Genomic DNA, 16,781 nt, shown 5'->3' with positions numbered 1-16,781 from the left:
AACAAACGCTAGGCTAATACCAATCAGTATAAGAGAGCGATCAAATCTTTATACTGATTGGTATAAAAGCAAAACAGAAAGAATTAAGTCGTTCTATTACGTTGCAAAAGGATGAAGCACATTGAGAACATCGGCATACAGCTATTTTTTCACCAAGCTAATTTGTGTTGTAAGCATTGCCTGTAGCAGTGCTTATGCAGCAGAAGTTCAGCAAGTAACAGGCTTTAATGCCAGTTGCGATCTAAGCGCCCAAGCGGCGCCTTTATATCAAGCTGAGCAGCGGATCCAATATCGCCAGTTAAGCAATGGTTTACAAGTGAGAACCTTGGCTATCGACGGTTCATCATCGGTGTCAATTGCTAGCCAGTTTGATGTGGGTTCTAGAGATGAAATAAGCGGCCAGACGGGTTATGCCCACCTGTTTGAACATATGCTGTTTAAAGGCAGTCAAAATGCGCCAGGAGACAGTTATACCCAAACCATGAGCGAGCTAAGTGGTCAGTTCAACGCCAGTACCTTTTTCGACTTCACCAACTATTATCTCACCATTCCAGCCCCAGCATTGGAACTCAGTTTGTGGTTAGAAGCAGATCGCTTCCGCTACCCGGCCCTCACTGCAACCACAGTAAAGAATCAGCAAGCTGCTGTGCTCGAGGAGATGGCCACCAGCATCGATAACCAACCTTATGTGCGCAAAGCAATGGAGTTCTTATTATCTCAAGTTGAAGGTACGCCCTACGGCCATGCGGTGATAGGATCGGTGGCTGATGTAAAAGCCGCAACGCCAGCATCGCTCAATGCATTTCATCAGCGTTTTTATCGGCCTGATGCCATGCAATTGAGTTTGGTTGGCAATATTCCTCAGCAAACTGATACCTGGATAGACAATAGCTTTGCCAGCTGGGAACAGCCGAGTGACAAACGTCAACCGTTGGCAGATCTCAACATTAGCGCCAAACCTGTACATGGCGAAATTATTGATGAGCGCGGCCCCTGGCCAGCGGTGTTACTGGCTTGGCATACCGCAGGTGCAAGCTCAGAAGATGCGCCAGCACTCAAGCTGCTAGAAGCTTACCTGTTTCAAAATAAAAGTAGCCTCATTGAACGCACTAGCCTTAAAGATCCCGACCAGCTACTGACCTACTCCATTCCGTTAAAAATGCAGCATCATGGAGTGACGAATCTAGTGCTGGTGCCTCGGGCGCGCACCTCGCTTGATACATTAACCGACAATGTAGAGCTGCTTATCGCATCGGTAACGACTAAGCCGATTGCCGCGCAGCAGCTTTGCCAACTTAAACAGATCTGGCTCGACAAACGCTTAGCAAGACTGGATAGCCCATCGCAACTTGCTCGCGCTCTGTCAGCAACAGCAGCACAAGATAGCGCAGTACCATTAACCGGTGAATGGCAAAGGATTAATGCGGTTACTGCTGCCGATCTACAACGGGTTAGTGAACGTTACTTTAGTAATAAAAGAGTAAGACTCGATCTGCTGCCACCGTGGCATATACGAGCAGCGAAGACAATTCTTGAGTGGCTGCCAAAGGGCGCTGCCGATGGGCTTGAAGAGAGTGTAATGTGATGAGACATTGGATAAAGCAGCGGATGAAACTGACAAGTATCGCATTGATAAGCTATTTAGGTCTGTACCTATTAGGTTGTCAACAAACTCACATTAAGTTTACCGATAGCGCATCGACCACTTTGCCGCAGTTTAACAACATCCAAGCAGCGCCTGCGGTGAATGCGATGCACTTTGAGCTTAAACATAATGTTGCACAACAAACTTATGTTGATGGCAGCAAGTTATTTGTATTTCCGAACCCGCAATCAGGCCTTGATAAGCTAACTCTTGTGGCATACAGCAAGCTTCCCTTTGAGAATATGGATGTCTTACTCGCAGCATTCGAACAAAAGCGTCGCCTGATTAGTGCGAAACAAAGTTTAAGCTGCGTCGATAGCATACGTTTTCGGCCCTCCTTACACAGTATCGCCATCAGTATTAGCTGCTATCAGCTGCCCACAGAAGCTGCCACGCTCTTAAGCGATTTTTGGCAAGCTGATAGTTTTAATGAGATTGATATCAGCAACGTAAAACGTCAGCTAAAACTTGCTAAACATATCAACGCCTTTAGCGGCGCAGAGATAGATACTGTTTGGGCAAAAACCATTTTGGGCGATGCCCATAGCTACAACCAAGCGCTCAATGACAACGAGCTTGCCGATAACTTAACACTTGCAAGCCTTAACGCAGTTAAAGATAAAATACTCTCTCAATCATCTTGGGCTGTATTGAGCAATGAAGCGCTACTCACCGACGAAAAAAGCTTAGCCAATATACTATTATCTGATACCGCCGCATTATCAGTAACGGTCAAAGCAGTCACGGATAACAGTGATGACGTCCAAAAAAATCAACCCGATATCGCCCCCGGAAATGAACAGAAAAATCTCTACGTAATCGACGCGCCAGGCAGCGTGCAGACACAAATCAGAGTCGGTTATCCACTGGCTAGAAAGTCGAGCACAACATCAAGCAACCAAGCACAAGTCATGTTAGATAACAGTGCTGGCGTGCAAGACTGCCAACTATTAGCCAGCTGGTTAGGTCGCAGCTTTAGCGGCCGTTTGTATTACGATTTGCGAGAGGTGCGCGGCCTAACTTATGGTATCTATGGTCGCTGCTATGACAATCCACTTTCACGTACGATAAAATTCTATGGCAACACTCAGTTACAGCATAGCGGTGCCTTTATTGATGGGGTACTGAAACATCTTACGCTAGCGACCGAAAGCCCTGTCAGCCAAGCTGAACTAAAAGCAATAAAGACCTATAACAGCAGTAAGCTGCTGCTTCGTCAAGACAACCCAATGGCACTAGAGGTCGATACCATTCGCCAGTTAACCTCAGGTTATTCGCCGGCATACCAACAGATATTTGCCGATAAAATTGCTCAGTTGAATGCTGACGAGCTGCAAGCTATCGCCAATAATGTGTTCAGTCGTACACCTTATATCGTGATCCGCGGTGATCTGGATAAAATACGTCAGGATCTACAACAGAAATTACCGAGTTGGCAGATTATTGAAGTGTCAGCCAATGACTAGGGACTGATTCATTCTAATTACTTATTAAATTTGCTTGTTATAATGCGCGCCATTGTGAGTAAGAAAACGAATTATCGATGACATCTTCTAGTGCACCATTGCAACTATCTACTGCAGACATTACGCAGCAAAAATCAGGCCCATTGGCGCGCTATCAGCAGCATCTAAGCCAACCTGACTTTGTTGATGATAAAAGCCAATATCAAACGCTAGAAGCTTTAGATAGTTTGCAGCAAGCACTCACATCCACTCACGCTAATAAGCCGCCTTATAAAGCGATTAACGGCTTATATTTGTGGGGAGATGTTGGCCGTGGCAAGACCTTTCTGATGGATCTATTTTATGACAGCGTTGAGGGGATCCCTCGGTTAAGACTGCACTTTCATCGCTTTATGGCACGTATTCACCAAGCGTTAATTGCGGAGTCAGGCCATAGAGATCCACTGCAGCGAATTGCTAAAAATATCGCAGCTGAGTGCCGCGTACTCTGTTTTGACGAGTTCTTTGTTTCAGATATCGGCGATGCAATGCTGCTTGGTAAGCTTTTTGAAGCACTGTTTAGTGAAGGAATAACCTTGGTCGCTACCTCCAATATTCCCATCGATGAGTTATATAAGAACGGCCTGCAAAGACAACGCTTTCTAGCCACCATTGCGCTGTTAAACCAACATACGCAGCAGCTACACCTTAGCGGTGAAGTTGACCACCGTCTACATGATACAGCTTACAAACAACGTTATTTTGTTAACGACATTGAACAGCAACAAGAGGATTTTGCTGAATGCTTTGACTCAATGTCGAACTCTTCAGCGCCCATTTCAACAGCACTAATTGTACATGGGCGGGTGATTGAGACTGTCAAATACAACGAGCAGATAGCCTGGTTTAACTTTGATGCACTTTGTGATGGCCCACGCTCCCAATTAGATTATATCGACATCGCCAGCCGCTTTAAGGTGGTGTTCTTGTCTGCGGTGCCAGTACTAGGCGGTGAGCCGAGAAGCTGGATCCGTGCCCGTGGCACCGAAGATGGTGCTGTGGCTATAGAAACCAGCGATAGACAGTTGTCCTATGCGGTTAATGATGATCCTGCCAGACGCTTCATCAGCTTGGTCGATGAGCTATATGATCAAGGTGTCACTCTGTATATCCAAGCCGATGTACCTATGGCGGCGCTATATACCGGCGGCGCGTTAAGCTTTGAGTTTAGGCGAACCTTAAGTCGGCTCACCCAGATGCAGTCAAAAGCCTATTCAAGCGATTAAGCGCTACCGCATTAATATACAGTGGTGAATTTACAGTCGTGCTATTTCTGCGGATTAATCTGGTATTCAAAATGGTAGCGATGTACACCGGACTCTATCTTTATCATCATCGAACCAGTGATCCCTACTAGCTCTCCAGTACCCGAGTCTGGTACCACCAGCACAGACAAACTGTCCGCACCTTTATCCATCACTCCAGTATGGTGAAAGGATACTTCGCCTTGTCGCCCATCGATAGCGCCGACAAAGGTTTCAATGGCGACGTATGCGGCCGATCCGACAGTCGCTGTGCGCTTGCTCAACATCTGCCCTTCACTCGTGCCTGCAATATCACCAGAAAACAACTTAGTAAATGACATTCTACCCGCTTCAACAGCATCATCCTCAGCGGGGCTTAGATCAATAGAAAACTCTCCAGTCGCAATCATCGCTATCTCCAATATTCAATTTAGGGGCTGTTCTGCAGTGAAAATGCTTGTACGAATACATTATTTTGAATAAAGCATCTTGCTACTTACTCATGATATTTGCGGATCATTGCCACTTTGCCATCTTCAATTTCTAACACCTCCATCATGGTTGAAGTGTAACTAACTGGCTGATTATTCTGTGGATGGATCCCTTTGGCACTGTGAGTGTAACGAATCGCAACCGCAGTATCGTTAAAGGTAAAAAGATTGAGTAGTTCTGCGCTATATTCGGTATGTGCGCCTAGATAAAAAGTCATCCCTTTACGCATACTTTGCTTGCCATCCGGATGACGACTGTCATCGGTTTCATAGGGAATGTGTTGATGACCGACATCGTCGCTGAGTAACGCTAAGTAATTCTCCAGCTCTTTCTCCGTCGCGCCGGGTGCTTGAGACGCAACCATCACCTCAAAATAGTGCAGGGCAATTTGTTGCATCGTCGCCTTGTTATCTTCTGCTTGAACACAATTAATGCTTAATAAACCTAATACTGCAATCATTAAACGCTTCAAAATAAACTCCCTTTATTGTTCATAACGAGCTCCCCTGCAATCAAGTCAACAAGGTTTCTATATAGAAAGAGCTACCATAACACCAGTTTGATTTACCTTTCAATTATTTAGAAAGTAACGATATTATACCAATTGCATTAAAAGTTTGACCATTCAGCGGGAATTCAAAACGCTGTAGGCAAGTAGTGGAATTTGAGCTAATAGTTATTCTATATCCAAATCCCATAGCGAAGCATACAGCGTTTGCCAATTTGTTTAACCTCAGCCGCACTACGTGAGCCCCTCAGTCTTTCCACTTCTGCTTTGCATTGGCTTAAAAGGGAACAACCATTTCTTTACCAATGCGCTTTGAATTGAAAAGGCTGAGGGGCTCTGAATTGGTCAAATACTTAATGTAATTGGTATTAAAGCTTATGACTTTATTAAATGATGACAATTAACACTCATAGGAGGTTTAGCGTTTAGCGTTTCGCGATTAGAGATTAGAGATTAAGGTTTACTACATTTAGTGAATATAGAGTTGGGTGACTTGCTAAGCTGATCTTAAGTGGTAGCCGACTTGGCTTTAGCCTAAACAGCTACCTTCCCTTCAAATATTTGGCTGATAACTAGGGGTTGTGGTTATCGCATTACCTATTTCAGTGAGCGCGCGGCGGTAAAAACTAACAGCAACAAGTTTACCTACGGTATTCCACTCATACTGCACCAGCTCTCTTTCAAAACAATTACCTGAGTACGAACACTCGAAATCAGCAAAAAAATGGTGGCTCGATGTCATCATATTACCGCCAAGTTTATCCCTTACTAAGCGGGTATTTCAGTTAATAATGAATTCAACTCATGCAGATTATTGAAAGAAGTGTCTTAAGTGAATGACTAAGCCATTAAATAAACATCGCGATCATTCCGCCAATTGTCGCAGCCGCTTTAACATATTGGCCTGCAGTGTAAGAGGAATCTTCTTTCTCTTCGACTTTATCAGGGTGATCTAGCCCTAACGCACCAAAAGTAAAAGACTTTAAATCAGCCCCTTCATCACTTTCTGTGGTTGTGGTTGCTTGTTGCTCTTGTGCAAGTTTGGATTTTGCTGCCTCAGACAGAGTCACCGAAGACTCCGCGGTCTCTGGTTTAGTCGTTAAAGTGGAAGGGAGCTCTTTAGCAATAGTATCAGTATTGACTGCGGATAATCGACTTTTAACGTTTGCTAACGCATCTAAGTTATTGGTCAAATTACTGTTGACCCCGTTAACGTATGTCATCAAATTGTCCTTTACACAACACCAAGTTATATTGATGTGCATAGTAGCAGTAATTTAATAAAATCCTAGTTAATGAAAAGTAAAACATGCTACAAAACGTATCAAGTTAACCCGCTGTTATAACTAGAAAAAACCAACGAAGTTATTAAAGGCTAGATAATGATGCTCAGCACCACCGAATACGCTTACATCCAGCTGAGTTAGCCCTGTAAACAAGGTTAAGAAGCCATCCCCCTTAGGGTTAATTAAGCTATCTGAGGTCAATAGCATTAAGTTACTCCTAGCGGTAAATTTTTCACCAAACTGGGCAATGCCACCTTTATGCTGTACCAGATAGTGTTTATCAACCCAACGTCCTGCTATGTAGATAGCATCACTCGCGGCCGCTGCGACCATCACTACCCCAACGTAGTTTTGCTCATCGCCAATCGCTTGGTTAATTTGTGAGAAGGGCTCTTGGGTTTCGTTAAGTACAAGTAGATCTATGTCGCCATGTAACCTGTGTAGTAACCCCTCCAAATCTTGCACGCTATTATCAACAATGAGCAAAACCTTTGAGCTTTCAACATTGAGCAGAGCCGCTATAGGTTGCTCTGTTGCGGTCACCTCGTTTACCAAGAGCAGGCAACACAACAGAAGTAACCATGAGATAGGGAACTGTCTTGGAAACTTTATCTGCCTCGGTGCCTGCTTTAATTCTGCTTCGCTAAATAACTCCAAATGAGTCAAGTTGTCGTTAAAGGTTGAATAGGTTGAATCTTGGTTAAGGCTGTTCATATCTTGCCCCTTTCGCTAAGAGGTTATCTCATTTAATCGAGATAATGCATAGAACAAACCAACCTTTTAATAAATTGATTTTATTGATTAAAATATATTATCACTTAGTAGCGCTATGTAGTTTTTCTAATGTGCAGTGCAGTTTGCAATTAGCAAGATTCAAAACAAAAAAGCTAAGCGGTTAGGCCTAGCTTCTGTTTTTTACCCCACTTGTGACTCGTGCGCTAGTGAAGGATCTGCTGATAGATCTCTACCACCTTGTCGGCATGATGTTGCACACTGGCATATGGTCGCGTTGGTTCTACCTGCTGCAGTGTTAGTCTATGGCTCTCATCACGCAAGAAGCAATAAGCTTGGGTTAGCACTTGAGCACTGGCGATTGGGATCAGTTCCAGCTCAGCTAATTGCTCAAAAATCCGTACATTGTCAGACCAAAAAGACAGCGCTGGATACTCGCTAGCGTGAGCCAGCACTAAATACTGTGCGATAAATTCAATGTCAGCAATGCCACCGGGGCTCTGTTTAAGATCAAACATTCCTTGTGGCACTTTGAGTAAATGTTGGCGCATTTTGAGGCGCATATCGCGCACCTCTTTTGCGAGTGTTGCATTATCACGGTTAGACTCTAAAACGTCTGAGCGCAGCTCATTAAAGCGACTCGACAAACTATTATCGCCAAACATAAAGCGAGCACGCACTAGGGCTTGATGCTCCCATGTCCAGGCATCAGTGCGTTGATAATCACCAAAGTTTTCAATTTCACTCACCAGCAAGCCAGAGGCACCAGAGGGGCGTAAACGCATATCGACCTCATACAGCTCCCCCGATATAGTACGAGTTGAAAAGAGATGCAATATTCGCTGCGCCAGCTTTAAATAGAAATGCCCGACATCAATCGCTCTATCACCGTCTGTTTGTCCACCTTGCTTAGCATTGTGCAGGAATACCAAATCAAGATCTGAACCATAGCCTAACTCTAAGCCACCAGCCTTTCCGTAGCCAATAACCGCAAAGCCCATCTCATTGGTTTTTAGATTGTTAGGCACACCATGGCGAGCAGAAATCTGCGCCCAAGCTTGTTGTACCACTTGCTCGATGATGGCTTCGGCCAAAAAGGTAAGGTGATCGCTCACCTGCATGACAGGCAATACCCCCGTCACATCCGCAGCAGCTATTTTCAGCTGCTGCGACAGCTTGAACTGTCGCAGTGCTTCCATTTGCTGCTCCATATCATCTTCGGGCACCCGAAGCAGATACTGCCTAAGCTCACTACTGTAATCATCCAAGGATGTCGTGTCATATAACTGGGCAGGATCAATCAACTCATCGAGCAGCATTGGAAATTTTGCTAACTGATGAGCAATCCACGGGCTGGCGCAGCATAAACTGACAAGCTGTTGGCGAGCCCCTGGGTTTTCACAAAGCAGTTCAAGGTAGGTTGTGCGTGTTAGAATTTGATCTAATACCTTTGATACTGGATCAAATGCCTTGGTTGGCTGCGAATGAGCAGACAAGTCACACAATAACCGCGGCATCAATTTATCGAGCGTTTCTCTACCACGAGGGCCAATCGTTCTGCGTACGACAGTATCATGCCAACGATTAAGCATAGGCCAAAGCTGTCGATCCACAGCTTGCTCTTCTAGAATTGCAAAGGCGGTCTCTTCTTCTTGAGCATTCCATAGTTGTTGTGACCAAGTTTCATTACTGTCTTCTTGATCATTGCCACCAACCGTCTCTTTAAAATGACGATGTATGCAGCTCATCGCCGCTTCGATCTGTTGCCTCAAATCCATCTCATTGTCTGCATCAAATGCCCAACATAACCGCTGCCAATCAAGTTCATTGGCAGGCAAGGTTTGAGTTTGTTCGTCGTTAATTGCCTGCAATAAATTTTCTACTCGACGCAGCAACAAGTAACTTTGCTTAAGTTCATCGAGTGCTAAATACTCAATTTGTCCAAGGTTATACAAGGTTTCTATCGCGGCAAACAAACTCTGCTGTCGCAATGCTGGTTCGCGACCACCACGAATAAGCTGAAAACTCTGCACCACGAACTCAACCTCTCGAATGCCCCCCGCTCCCAGCTTTATATTGTCATTGAGCTTTCTGCGGCGTACTTCTTGGGTAATCAAGCCTTTCATTTTTCGCAATGAATCAATGGCAGAGAAATCAAGGTAACGGCGATAAACAAACGGCCGAAGTAGATTGTGCAGCTCGTCAGAATCAGAGGTCCACGGGCCTAACGCCCGCGCTTTGACCATGGCATAACGCTCCCAGTCACGCCCCTGCTCTTGATAGTAGTCTTCAAGACCACTAAAACTGACAACCAGTGGGCCACTCTCGCCATAAGGGCGTAGCCTCATATCGACTCGATAAACAAAACCATCGACAGTGACTTGGTGCAACAAATTAACTAAGCGCTGCCCCATGCGAATGAAAAACTGTTGGTTATCCAGTGAACGGCGCCCACCGACGGTTTCACCATGCTCAGGAAAAGTAAATACTAGATCGATGTCGGATGAAAAATTAAGTTCTCGGCCGCCGAGTTTCCCCATCCCCAAAATCAACAGCTTTTGTGCAACCCCTTCAGGGCTAGTCGGCGTGCCAAGAGACTTGCACATATCTTGATATAGCCAATCACGGCCAACAATAACTAATGCCTCCGCGAGTACAGATAGATCTAATAACGACTCCTCCAGCGGGGTGTAGCCCATAAAGTCTCGCCATGCGATACATACCATTTGGCGGTTACGATACTGGCGCAAAATCTTGTTGACCTGCTCTTCATCGCTTACCACAGCTAACAATTCATGTAGTTCACTATCAAATAGATTTCTTTCAAGCTCATTGAGCTGCTGGGTGAAAAGGCTTTCAATCCAGCTTGGATGTCTACACAGTTGAGTTGCAACAAAGTCACTCAGCGCCATCATGGTTTTAAGTTCTTGTTGCTGCTCTTTAGATAAGGAGGCAAGCGCCTCTGGGGATATATCAACTAATCTTTGCCAGTAGTTTTCAACGTTAGCAGCCATTTGAGTGGAAACTTCTCTTTTACCCAGTAAAGCCGCGCGCATAATAATCCCTAACAATTTTGGCTCTCGACATATTATGTCTCGAGTGCTATAAAAATGTGATTGAGTTTTTTAATTGATGTTGGCTGCATGAGTAAATTAACGCTTATATGCCTTTGAAACATCAATCATTGTATTTTTGTGCTCTAATACAGAATACTATACCCAAAGCATTAGTAATTGCAGTACAGCAAAGCTGTTTCTCTTGAGAATTCAATATTTCAGCACATGAAAGATCCAACTCATGTACTAAAATAGCAAACTAGGCAAAGAAAGTAGCCGCAAGAGACTGACAATCACTAATGCCTTACCTTAACTGAATTTTTGGAGAAAGCATGGCAGGAATGCTAATTCGTGTTCTCACCGTTATTTTGGCGTTTTCGCTCGCAGGATGCGGTGATGATAGACCTGAGCAAATTGCAAAGTACCAACAGCTGACTCAACAGCGATTGGACTCACTTAGCACCATGCTCAATGACGGCCAAGTGCGTAATGCAAATTTATTGCAGCAATATACCAGTGTCCTATCGCAGCAAAAACCCGATTTAGCACCGCTGCTAAACGAATTGGCAACCGATGCGACCAATCGTGGTCCAATGTTTACCTCGCTGGTAAGAAGGTCAACCGAGGCTCAGGATGCGGCTAATTTTGTCGATCTTGATCAGCAATTGGCTGAAGTGGAGAACCTCTATCAAGCGGCGGATCCTAGCCTTTATAACGATATGCTCTCCGATCCTCTCAATGTTGTGGCTGATATGTCTGACGGAGCACTTGCCCGAGTCAACTCTATTAGCCGCGAAGCTGCTGCATTAGCTAATGGTTCTGAAGATTTTGGCGCAGGCAGCCAGCTGGTCGGCAACCCCTCTTACGGCAGTTGGCAAACAGGTTCTAATGGCATGTCATTTTGGGCATGGTATGGCATGTATTCCATGTTCTCCAACCTGACTCGGGGCCCAATTGGCTATGACCGCTGGTCTAGCCGTCGTAACTATAGCTATTACAATGATGTTGGCCGATACCGTTATACATCGCCTAAACAAGCACGCGCACAAACTCAAACCTATGAGCGCACTAAAAAGCAGTACAGTTCTCAGGGCAAAAGATTTGATAGCCCTTATGCCAAGTCGCGTACCGGCTCGACCAGTTTATCTAGGCAAAGTACTAGCACTCCAAAAGCAAGTTCAACAGGACGCACTGCAAGTAGTAAGAGCAAGTTCCGCTCTAACTATTCTAAAGACAGTAGCTTTCGTAATTCCAGCAGTCGTACTACTCGCGGTGTTCGTCGAGGCAAATAATTAAGGGACTCTAATGACATTTTTTATAAACAACGGCATTACGCCAGATCTGCTGATTATTTTAGCGATTGATCTTACTATCGCAGTTTTACTACTGACCTTAATGCGTTATTTGCAAGGCTGGACGGTAAAGGTCAATAGCCGCCATGAACTTGCAGAGAATGATAACTTTGCCTTTGGGATCAGCACTGCAGGCGCTGTAGCTGCGCTAGGTATTGTACTTACTGGTGCGATTACAGGTGAGGCTGCAGAGTCATATTTGGTGGAAGCCATAGGCATGAGCGCTTACGGTTTATTTGGTTTATTCCTCATCAAGCTTGGTCGTTTCTTACATGACAAAGTGGCACTCAATGAGATTGATAAGAATGCGCTCATCGTTAAGGGGAATGTGTCTGTTGCTATTGTGGATGCAGCAGCCGCTATCGCGACCGCAATAATCATTCGCTCGGTATTGATGTGGGCAGAAGATCTCACCGTCTATACCTTTATCGCTATCTTTAGCGCATTTGCTATCTCACAGTTAATGCTTGTTATCCTGACTCGTGTGCGCGCTAGTCGTTATGCTAAGCGTAATCAAGGCGCCTCAATGCAAGACGCATTAGCCCAAGGACACACCGCATTAGCCATCAGACATGCTGGGTATATGCTGGCAATGGCCTTTAGCTTTAATGCTGCAAGTCACTTCATTATTTTCAATCCAGAAGCTTATATCGCTAACTTGATTGGTTGGTTGATATTCTCAGTCATTATGCTGCTTTCACTGTCTATTTTGATAAAAATAGTCAAAAAGTTAGTGCTCGCTAACATCAATCTGTTTGATGAAGTAGAGAAGCAACATAATGTCGGCGTCGCAGCGGTTGAAATGGCGATCAGTATATCCATTGCACTTATTCTCGCCGCATTAATGGCCTAGTGTTCATCTAAAAGTGGGAGCGATTTGCTCCCACTTTCATCATACAGTTAACCCAATAGACTCAGCATGCCAAACAGTCCTCAAATAGATACCTTAGCTCCAAATACTGCAAAACCAGGCAAACTTGGCTGGTTTGATGACGCACTACTGCTTGGAATAATGGCAGTGCTTGCTGGTTGTGGCCTGATCTACGAATACCTGCTATCTCATTATGCAGGCCGTATTCTTGGCGCGCTAGAAGCGGCTATTTACACCATGATCGGGCTGATGATTGTCTCTATGGGTGTGGGTGCTTTCGCTGCGCGTAAAATCCGTTGTGCCTTTACCGGCTTTGCCGTACTTGAGCTCACTGTTGCACTATGTGGCTCATTAGCCATTTTAATCACTGCCGCTGTCATTGGCTTCGGCCAGCAGCTGCCATTAATTGTGGCTCAAACGCTCGGCCTGCCCAGCGATCAGCTGCCTGATGGTGGCTTTATTGGCGCCTTACAAAAGCTCAGTGAGTACTTACCCTACTTTTGGGGCGTACTGTTAGGTTTAATGATTGGGATGGAGATCCCGCTCATTGCACGAGTTCGTCAAGCACTATCTGAAGCGCACCTGATGCATAACGCTGGCACTATCTATGGCGCTGATTATATCGGAGCAGGCATTGGTGCGGCTATCTGGGTGATGTTTATGCTCGCCATTGATATCCAATTAGCCGCAGCGTTAACCGCTAGTTTTAACCTACTCGCGGGTTTACTGTTTATCTGGCGCTTTTGGGCACAGATCCGCCACGTAAAAATTCTGCTAGCTGGACATATAGCGGCCACAGGTATACTCATTTTGTTGGCACTGCATGGCCCTACTTGGGAACAAAGCTTTAATAATCTGCTCTATAAAGACAATGTGGTGTACGCCAAGGCGACACGTTTTCAGCAGCTGACTTTCACAGAGCGACTCCGCGGCAATGGTTTAGGCCCTGTTCATTCGCTCTATATTAATGGTCGCTTGCAGTTTTCTAGCAGTGACGAGCATATCTATCACTCTTTCTTAGTGCATCCAACATTGGCTGCCAGCGCCCGGCATGACAAAGTGTTAATCATTGGTGGTGGAGATGGTTTAGGGCTCACTCAAGTGCTTAAGTGGCAGCCAAAACAAGTCACCTTAATGGACTTAGATGAAGAGCTGGTCAAGCTATTCAAAAAACCAGATACCGATATGCCAGCGCATCTATCCCAAGCCTTGATGTCACTTAATAAAGACTCGCTAAATGATCCGAGAGTAAGATTGATTTTTGATGATGCATTTAATGGCGTCGATAAGCTGCTTAAGAACGAGGAGAAGTTCGACGCGATAATTGTCGACTTACCCGACCCTAGTCACCCTGATCTTAATAAGCTTTATTCTGACGCTTTCTATTTAAAGCTGAAGGAACTTATGAGTCGTGATGCTGCCTTAACGGTACAGTCGACATCGCCGTATCATGCACCAAATGCATTTATCTCTGTCGGCAATACTTTGGAATTAGCCGGTTTTAACGTCGACCAATACCATCATAATGTGCCAAGTTTTGGCGAATGGGGTTGGACTATTGCTACCTTAAGTGGCAAAAGCGCAAAATCTAGGCTAAATGAGATACAGCAACTGCCCATAGCGGATGCTTGGTTTACCCCTGAGCTGATGCATGCTGCTTTTGCATTTCCAGGTAATTTTTATATCGACAAGCAAGCAATTAAACCCAATACCTTAGGCTCAAGCCAGCTGTATCAGTACCATCAGCAGGCTTGGCTAGAAAATCAGTAAGGTTTATTTTTAAACAGTGAAGATAGCGCTTGACATATTATGTCGCAGTGGTATCTTTAATCGCAGACATAATATGTCAATGAGGACAAATATGAATATCCACAACATTGCCAACCATCTAAATGAACTTGGCGACAATAGCCACACTGGCTTTCAATTTGATTGTTATCCAATTGATGGCGACGTGGAAGTCTTACAGGTTAACGTTGTTGACCGAGAAGAGATCCCCGTATTCGTATCGGTTACGGACAACCAAATCCTTTGCATCAGCTATTTATGGGGCGAGGATGAAGTGAATCAAGAGCGTCGTAGTGAGATGTTTGAGACCATGTTAGAACTCAACATCCCAATGCCACTTTCGTCATTTGCAAAGATCGATGACAAGTATGTGGTTTACGGCGCACTATCTGTGCAATCGAGCATGGAAGAGATAGAGCAAGAACTGTCTGTTCTATCTGACAACTGTCTTGAAGTTATCGACGAACTCGTCGACTACCTTAAATAAAGGAGCCTCATTATGGGCATTCTAAACAAAATTCTTACTGCTTTTCGTGGTGGCGCAACTGAAGTTGGCCAAGGTATTGTAGACGCTAACTCAACACGTATTTTTGAACAAGAGATCCGTGATGCAGAGAAGCACCTAACCAAAGCAAAACGCGACCTAACTGAAGTGATGGCTAAAGAGATGCAAGCCAGCCGTGAAGTTGACCGCTTAAAGCGTGCTGTAGCTGAACATGAAGGCTACGTAGCACAAGCACTTGAAAAAGGTAACGAAGCATTGGCCCTGGAAGTGGCTGAGAAGATCGCTGAACTAGATCAAGAGCTAAATGACCAGCAGTCTGCGAATGAAAGCTTCAGCGCACATGCCACTCGCTTAAAAGAGCTAGTGCGTAAAACTGAACGCCAAGTCACTGATTACCAGCGCCAGCTAACTATGGTTAAAACCACTGAAAGCGTGCAAAAAGCCACAGCAACTATTACTGATTCATTTGCAGGCAGTAACTCAAAACTGCTTAATGCTAAAGATTCATTAGAGCGTATCAAGGCTCGTCAGCAATCATTTGACGACCGCCTGAAAGCCTCTGAGACATTAGCGGAAGAAAACAGCGATAAAGCCTTGCATGATAAGCTTGCAGAAGCTGGTATTGGTGAGCAGAAGTCTAACGCTAACGCCGTACTTGATCGCATTAAAGCCCGTAAAGGCTAAAGGAGAGTGACGTGGGATTTCTAAGTAGCCTATTTGGCAAGAAAGAGGAACCTAAACGTCAACTCGATCACCCATCAAAGTTAAATAAGGGAGACATGATCTCCCTTGATGATAGCTTTGCGCTGCCACCGCAACTGCGGGGTCAGCAACTGCGAGTTGAAGCGGTCAATACCTATGAGTATGAACGCAAACAACAAACTGAATGGGTGCTTAAAGGTCATGGTAGCGACACCATCTTCCTAGGACTCGATGAAGATGATGAAACCTACCTAGCCTTGTCGATTAAGGTTAACCGCGGTTTGGTGGATCAGCTTTTCGATTTGGAGCAATTTAGCGCCATTTTTGAAGAGCCAGGTAAAGCAGAGCTAACAACCAAAGAGTTATCAGCTGAACTATCTCCAGAGTTTGAGCAATGGTTATCACCGCAATATCATCAAGTAAGTTTTGCTGGTTTTGGTTATTTTCACCGTCAAGATTATCGCGGTAAAAAGCCATCTCAAGATGCAGATGGTGCCACAGGCGATCCTTTTGAATCATACCAATTATTGGATGATGATGAAGATAAAGCTATTGATATCGAGGTCTATGATGGTGGCGAAACAGATGTCATGTTGACACTTTATCGTCCTTTGTCTGATATTCGAGACTACTGGCCAGGTGAATAAATAAAAGGTTCTAAACTTAAAGGTTTAGAACCTTTTTTATTTCTGGGTCTATGAGTGATAGCATAAACTGATAAAGCAGAACCAATGGAAAGGTAATACCTTACGCATGAGCAAGCAAAAAAACACCTTGCCTGAACAATGGCAACAAAACCAAAAAGCCGCTAAGGCAACCCAAATAGCCTTTGATTTGGATGAGAAATTTCAATATGCCATTCGTAAAGCCGCGCTTGATGCGGGTGTTAGCCCATCCGATCAAATCAGAGATATTCTTGGTTTAACCGTAACAAAGCGCCCAAAACGCCCTCGCCTTACAGTGTCTTTAAGTGCCGAAGACTATGCGTTACTCGCTGAAAAGTACAACTTAACTGCGGAGCAGCAGCTAGAGATTAAGAAGCACGTTTTAGATGATTTAGTTCAATTTAGTACAGACAATTAACTTCGCTTAATC

At 44.7% G+C, this 16,781-nt stretch carries 16 protein-coding genes; 10 read left to right on the top strand and 6 right to left on the bottom strand.

Translation table 11 applies throughout. From position 1 onward, the window contains the following. Positions 1-121: 121 nt before the first annotated feature. The 3 genes from SWP_RS03690 to zapE all read left to right on the top strand — a co-directional run bounded on the left by SWP_RS03690 (position 122) and on the right by zapE (position 4,376). Entirely contained in the window at positions 122-1,585 is a 1,464-nt protein-coding gene (locus SWP_RS03690) for a M16 family metallopeptidase (protein ID WP_020911021.1), read from the top strand. After that, the gene (locus SWP_RS03685; RefSeq protein WP_020911020.1) at positions 1,585-3,111 is read left to right on the top strand and encodes a M16 family metallopeptidase; all 1,527 of its coding nucleotides are present in this window, start codon (positions 1,585-1,587) and stop codon (positions 3,109-3,111) included. The genes SWP_RS03690 and SWP_RS03685 overlap by 1 nt, the downstream gene beginning before the upstream one ends. A 77-nt stretch (positions 3,112-3,188) precedes the next feature. Continuing rightward, complete coding sequence (gene zapE, locus SWP_RS03680) at positions 3,189-4,376, top strand: cell division protein ZapE (protein ID WP_020911019.1); 1,188 nt, start codon at positions 3,189-3,191, stop codon at positions 4,374-4,376. Positions 4,377-4,417: 41 nt separating this feature from the next. Here the strand turns inward: zapE and SWP_RS03675 are convergent, their stop codons facing one another. The 6 genes from SWP_RS03675 to glnE form a co-directional block, all read right to left on the bottom strand. Further along, positions 4,418-4,804: a DUF3224 domain-containing protein gene (locus SWP_RS03675; RefSeq protein ID WP_020911018.1), complete on the bottom strand. Its 387-nt coding sequence runs from the start codon at positions 4,802-4,804 to the stop codon at positions 4,418-4,420. 86 nt (positions 4,805-4,890) lie between these two features. Next, the gene (locus SWP_RS03670; protein WP_044555640.1) at positions 4,891-5,358 is read right to left on the bottom strand and encodes a nuclear transport factor 2 family protein; all 468 of its coding nucleotides are present in this window, start codon (positions 5,356-5,358) and stop codon (positions 4,891-4,893) included. Between the two features lie 589 nt (positions 5,359-5,947). Next, positions 5,948-6,139 (bottom strand): hypothetical protein, encoded by a 192-nt coding sequence (locus SWP_RS03665; RefSeq protein ID WP_020911016.1) that lies wholly within the window; start codon positions 6,137-6,139, stop codon positions 5,948-5,950. 103 nt (positions 6,140-6,242) lie between these two features. After that, a complete protein-coding gene (locus SWP_RS03660) occupies positions 6,243-6,617 on the bottom strand; it encodes a hypothetical protein (RefSeq protein WP_020911015.1) in 375 nt (124 codons plus the stop codon). A gap of 123 nt (positions 6,618-6,740) precedes the next feature. Further along, positions 6,741-7,394: a DUF4347 domain-containing protein gene (locus SWP_RS03655; RefSeq protein WP_020911014.1), complete on the bottom strand. Its 654-nt coding sequence runs from the start codon at positions 7,392-7,394 to the stop codon at positions 6,741-6,743. Between the two features lie 224 nt (positions 7,395-7,618). Next, a complete protein-coding gene (gene glnE, locus SWP_RS03650; protein WP_020911013.1) occupies positions 7,619-10,468 on the bottom strand; it encodes a bifunctional [glutamate--ammonia ligase]-adenylyl-L-tyrosine phosphorylase/[glutamate--ammonia-ligase] adenylyltransferase in 2,850 nt (949 codons plus the stop codon). A gap of 332 nt (positions 10,469-10,800) precedes the next feature. Here glnE and SWP_RS03645 point away from each other — a divergent pair, with 332 nt between their 5' ends. From SWP_RS03645 to SWP_RS03615, 7 genes are all read left to right on the top strand, one after another. Beyond that, positions 10,801-11,760 (top strand): hypothetical protein, encoded by a 960-nt coding sequence (locus tag SWP_RS03645; protein WP_020911012.1) that lies wholly within the window; start codon positions 10,801-10,803, stop codon positions 11,758-11,760. Between the two features lie 13 nt (positions 11,761-11,773). Next, on the top strand, positions 11,774-12,673 hold the full coding sequence (locus tag SWP_RS03640) for a DUF350 domain-containing protein (protein ID WP_020911011.1): 900 nt from the start codon (positions 11,774-11,776) through the stop codon (positions 12,671-12,673). Positions 12,674-12,739: 66 nt separating this feature from the next. Then, positions 12,740-14,461: a polyamine aminopropyltransferase gene (locus SWP_RS03635; protein WP_020911010.1), complete on the top strand. Its 1,722-nt coding sequence runs from the start codon at positions 12,740-12,742 to the stop codon at positions 14,459-14,461. A 91-nt stretch (positions 14,462-14,552) separates the two neighbouring features. Further along, complete coding sequence (locus SWP_RS03630) at positions 14,553-14,966, top strand: YjfI family protein (protein WP_020911009.1); 414 nt, start codon at positions 14,553-14,555, stop codon at positions 14,964-14,966. A 12-nt stretch (positions 14,967-14,978) separates the two neighbouring features. Further along, the gene (locus SWP_RS03625; RefSeq protein WP_020911008.1) at positions 14,979-15,668 is read left to right on the top strand and encodes a PspA/IM30 family protein; all 690 of its coding nucleotides are present in this window, start codon (positions 14,979-14,981) and stop codon (positions 15,666-15,668) included. Between the two features lie 11 nt (positions 15,669-15,679). Next, positions 15,680-16,333 (top strand): hypothetical protein, encoded by a 654-nt coding sequence (locus SWP_RS03620; RefSeq protein WP_020911007.1) that lies wholly within the window; start codon positions 15,680-15,682, stop codon positions 16,331-16,333. 106 nt (positions 16,334-16,439) lie between these two features. Beyond that, positions 16,440-16,769: a hypothetical protein gene (locus SWP_RS03615; RefSeq protein ID WP_020911006.1), complete on the top strand. Its 330-nt coding sequence runs from the start codon at positions 16,440-16,442 to the stop codon at positions 16,767-16,769. Positions 16,770-16,781: the final 12 nt, after the last annotated feature.

Source organism: Shewanella piezotolerans WP3 (assembly GCF_000014885.1).
Lineage (GTDB): Bacteria > Pseudomonadota > Gammaproteobacteria > Enterobacterales > Shewanellaceae > Shewanella > Shewanella piezotolerans.
Note: the sequence above shows the minus strand (reverse complement) of the source record. Positions and strands in the feature narration are given on the sequence as shown.

Coding starts and splice junctions, on each gene's coding strand:
- SWP_RS03685 (WP_020911020.1), top strand. CDS start 1,585: ATGAGACATTGGATAAAGCAGCGGATGAAACTGACAAGTATCGCATTG.
- zapE (WP_020911019.1), top strand. CDS start 3,189: ATGACATCTTCTAGTGCACCATTGCAACTATCTACTGCAGACATTACG.
- SWP_RS03675 (WP_020911018.1), bottom strand. CDS start 4,804: ATGATTGCGACTGGAGAGTTTTCTATTGATCTAAGCCCCGCTGAGGAT.
- SWP_RS03665 (WP_020911016.1), bottom strand. CDS start 6,139: ATGATGACATCGAGCCACCATTTTTTTGCTGATTTCGAGTGTTCGTAC.
- SWP_RS03660 (WP_020911015.1), bottom strand. CDS start 6,617: ATGACATACGTTAACGGGGTCAACAGTAATTTGACCAATAACTTAGAT.
- SWP_RS03655 (WP_020911014.1), bottom strand. CDS start 7,394: ATGAACAGCCTTAACCAAGATTCAACCTATTCAACCTTTAACGACAAC.
- glnE (WP_020911013.1), bottom strand. CDS start 10,468: ATGCGCGCGGCTTTACTGGGTAAAAGAGAAGTTTCCACTCAAATGGCT.
- SWP_RS03645 (WP_020911012.1), top strand. CDS start 10,801: ATGGCAGGAATGCTAATTCGTGTTCTCACCGTTATTTTGGCGTTTTCG.
- SWP_RS03640 (WP_020911011.1), top strand. CDS start 11,774: ATGACATTTTTTATAAACAACGGCATTACGCCAGATCTGCTGATTATT.
- SWP_RS03635 (WP_020911010.1), top strand. CDS start 12,740: ATGCCAAACAGTCCTCAAATAGATACCTTAGCTCCAAATACTGCAAAA.
- SWP_RS03630 (WP_020911009.1), top strand. CDS start 14,553: ATGAATATCCACAACATTGCCAACCATCTAAATGAACTTGGCGACAAT.
- SWP_RS03625 (WP_020911008.1), top strand. CDS start 14,979: ATGGGCATTCTAAACAAAATTCTTACTGCTTTTCGTGGTGGCGCAACT.
- SWP_RS03615 (WP_020911006.1), top strand. CDS start 16,440: ATGAGCAAGCAAAAAAACACCTTGCCTGAACAATGGCAACAAAACCAA.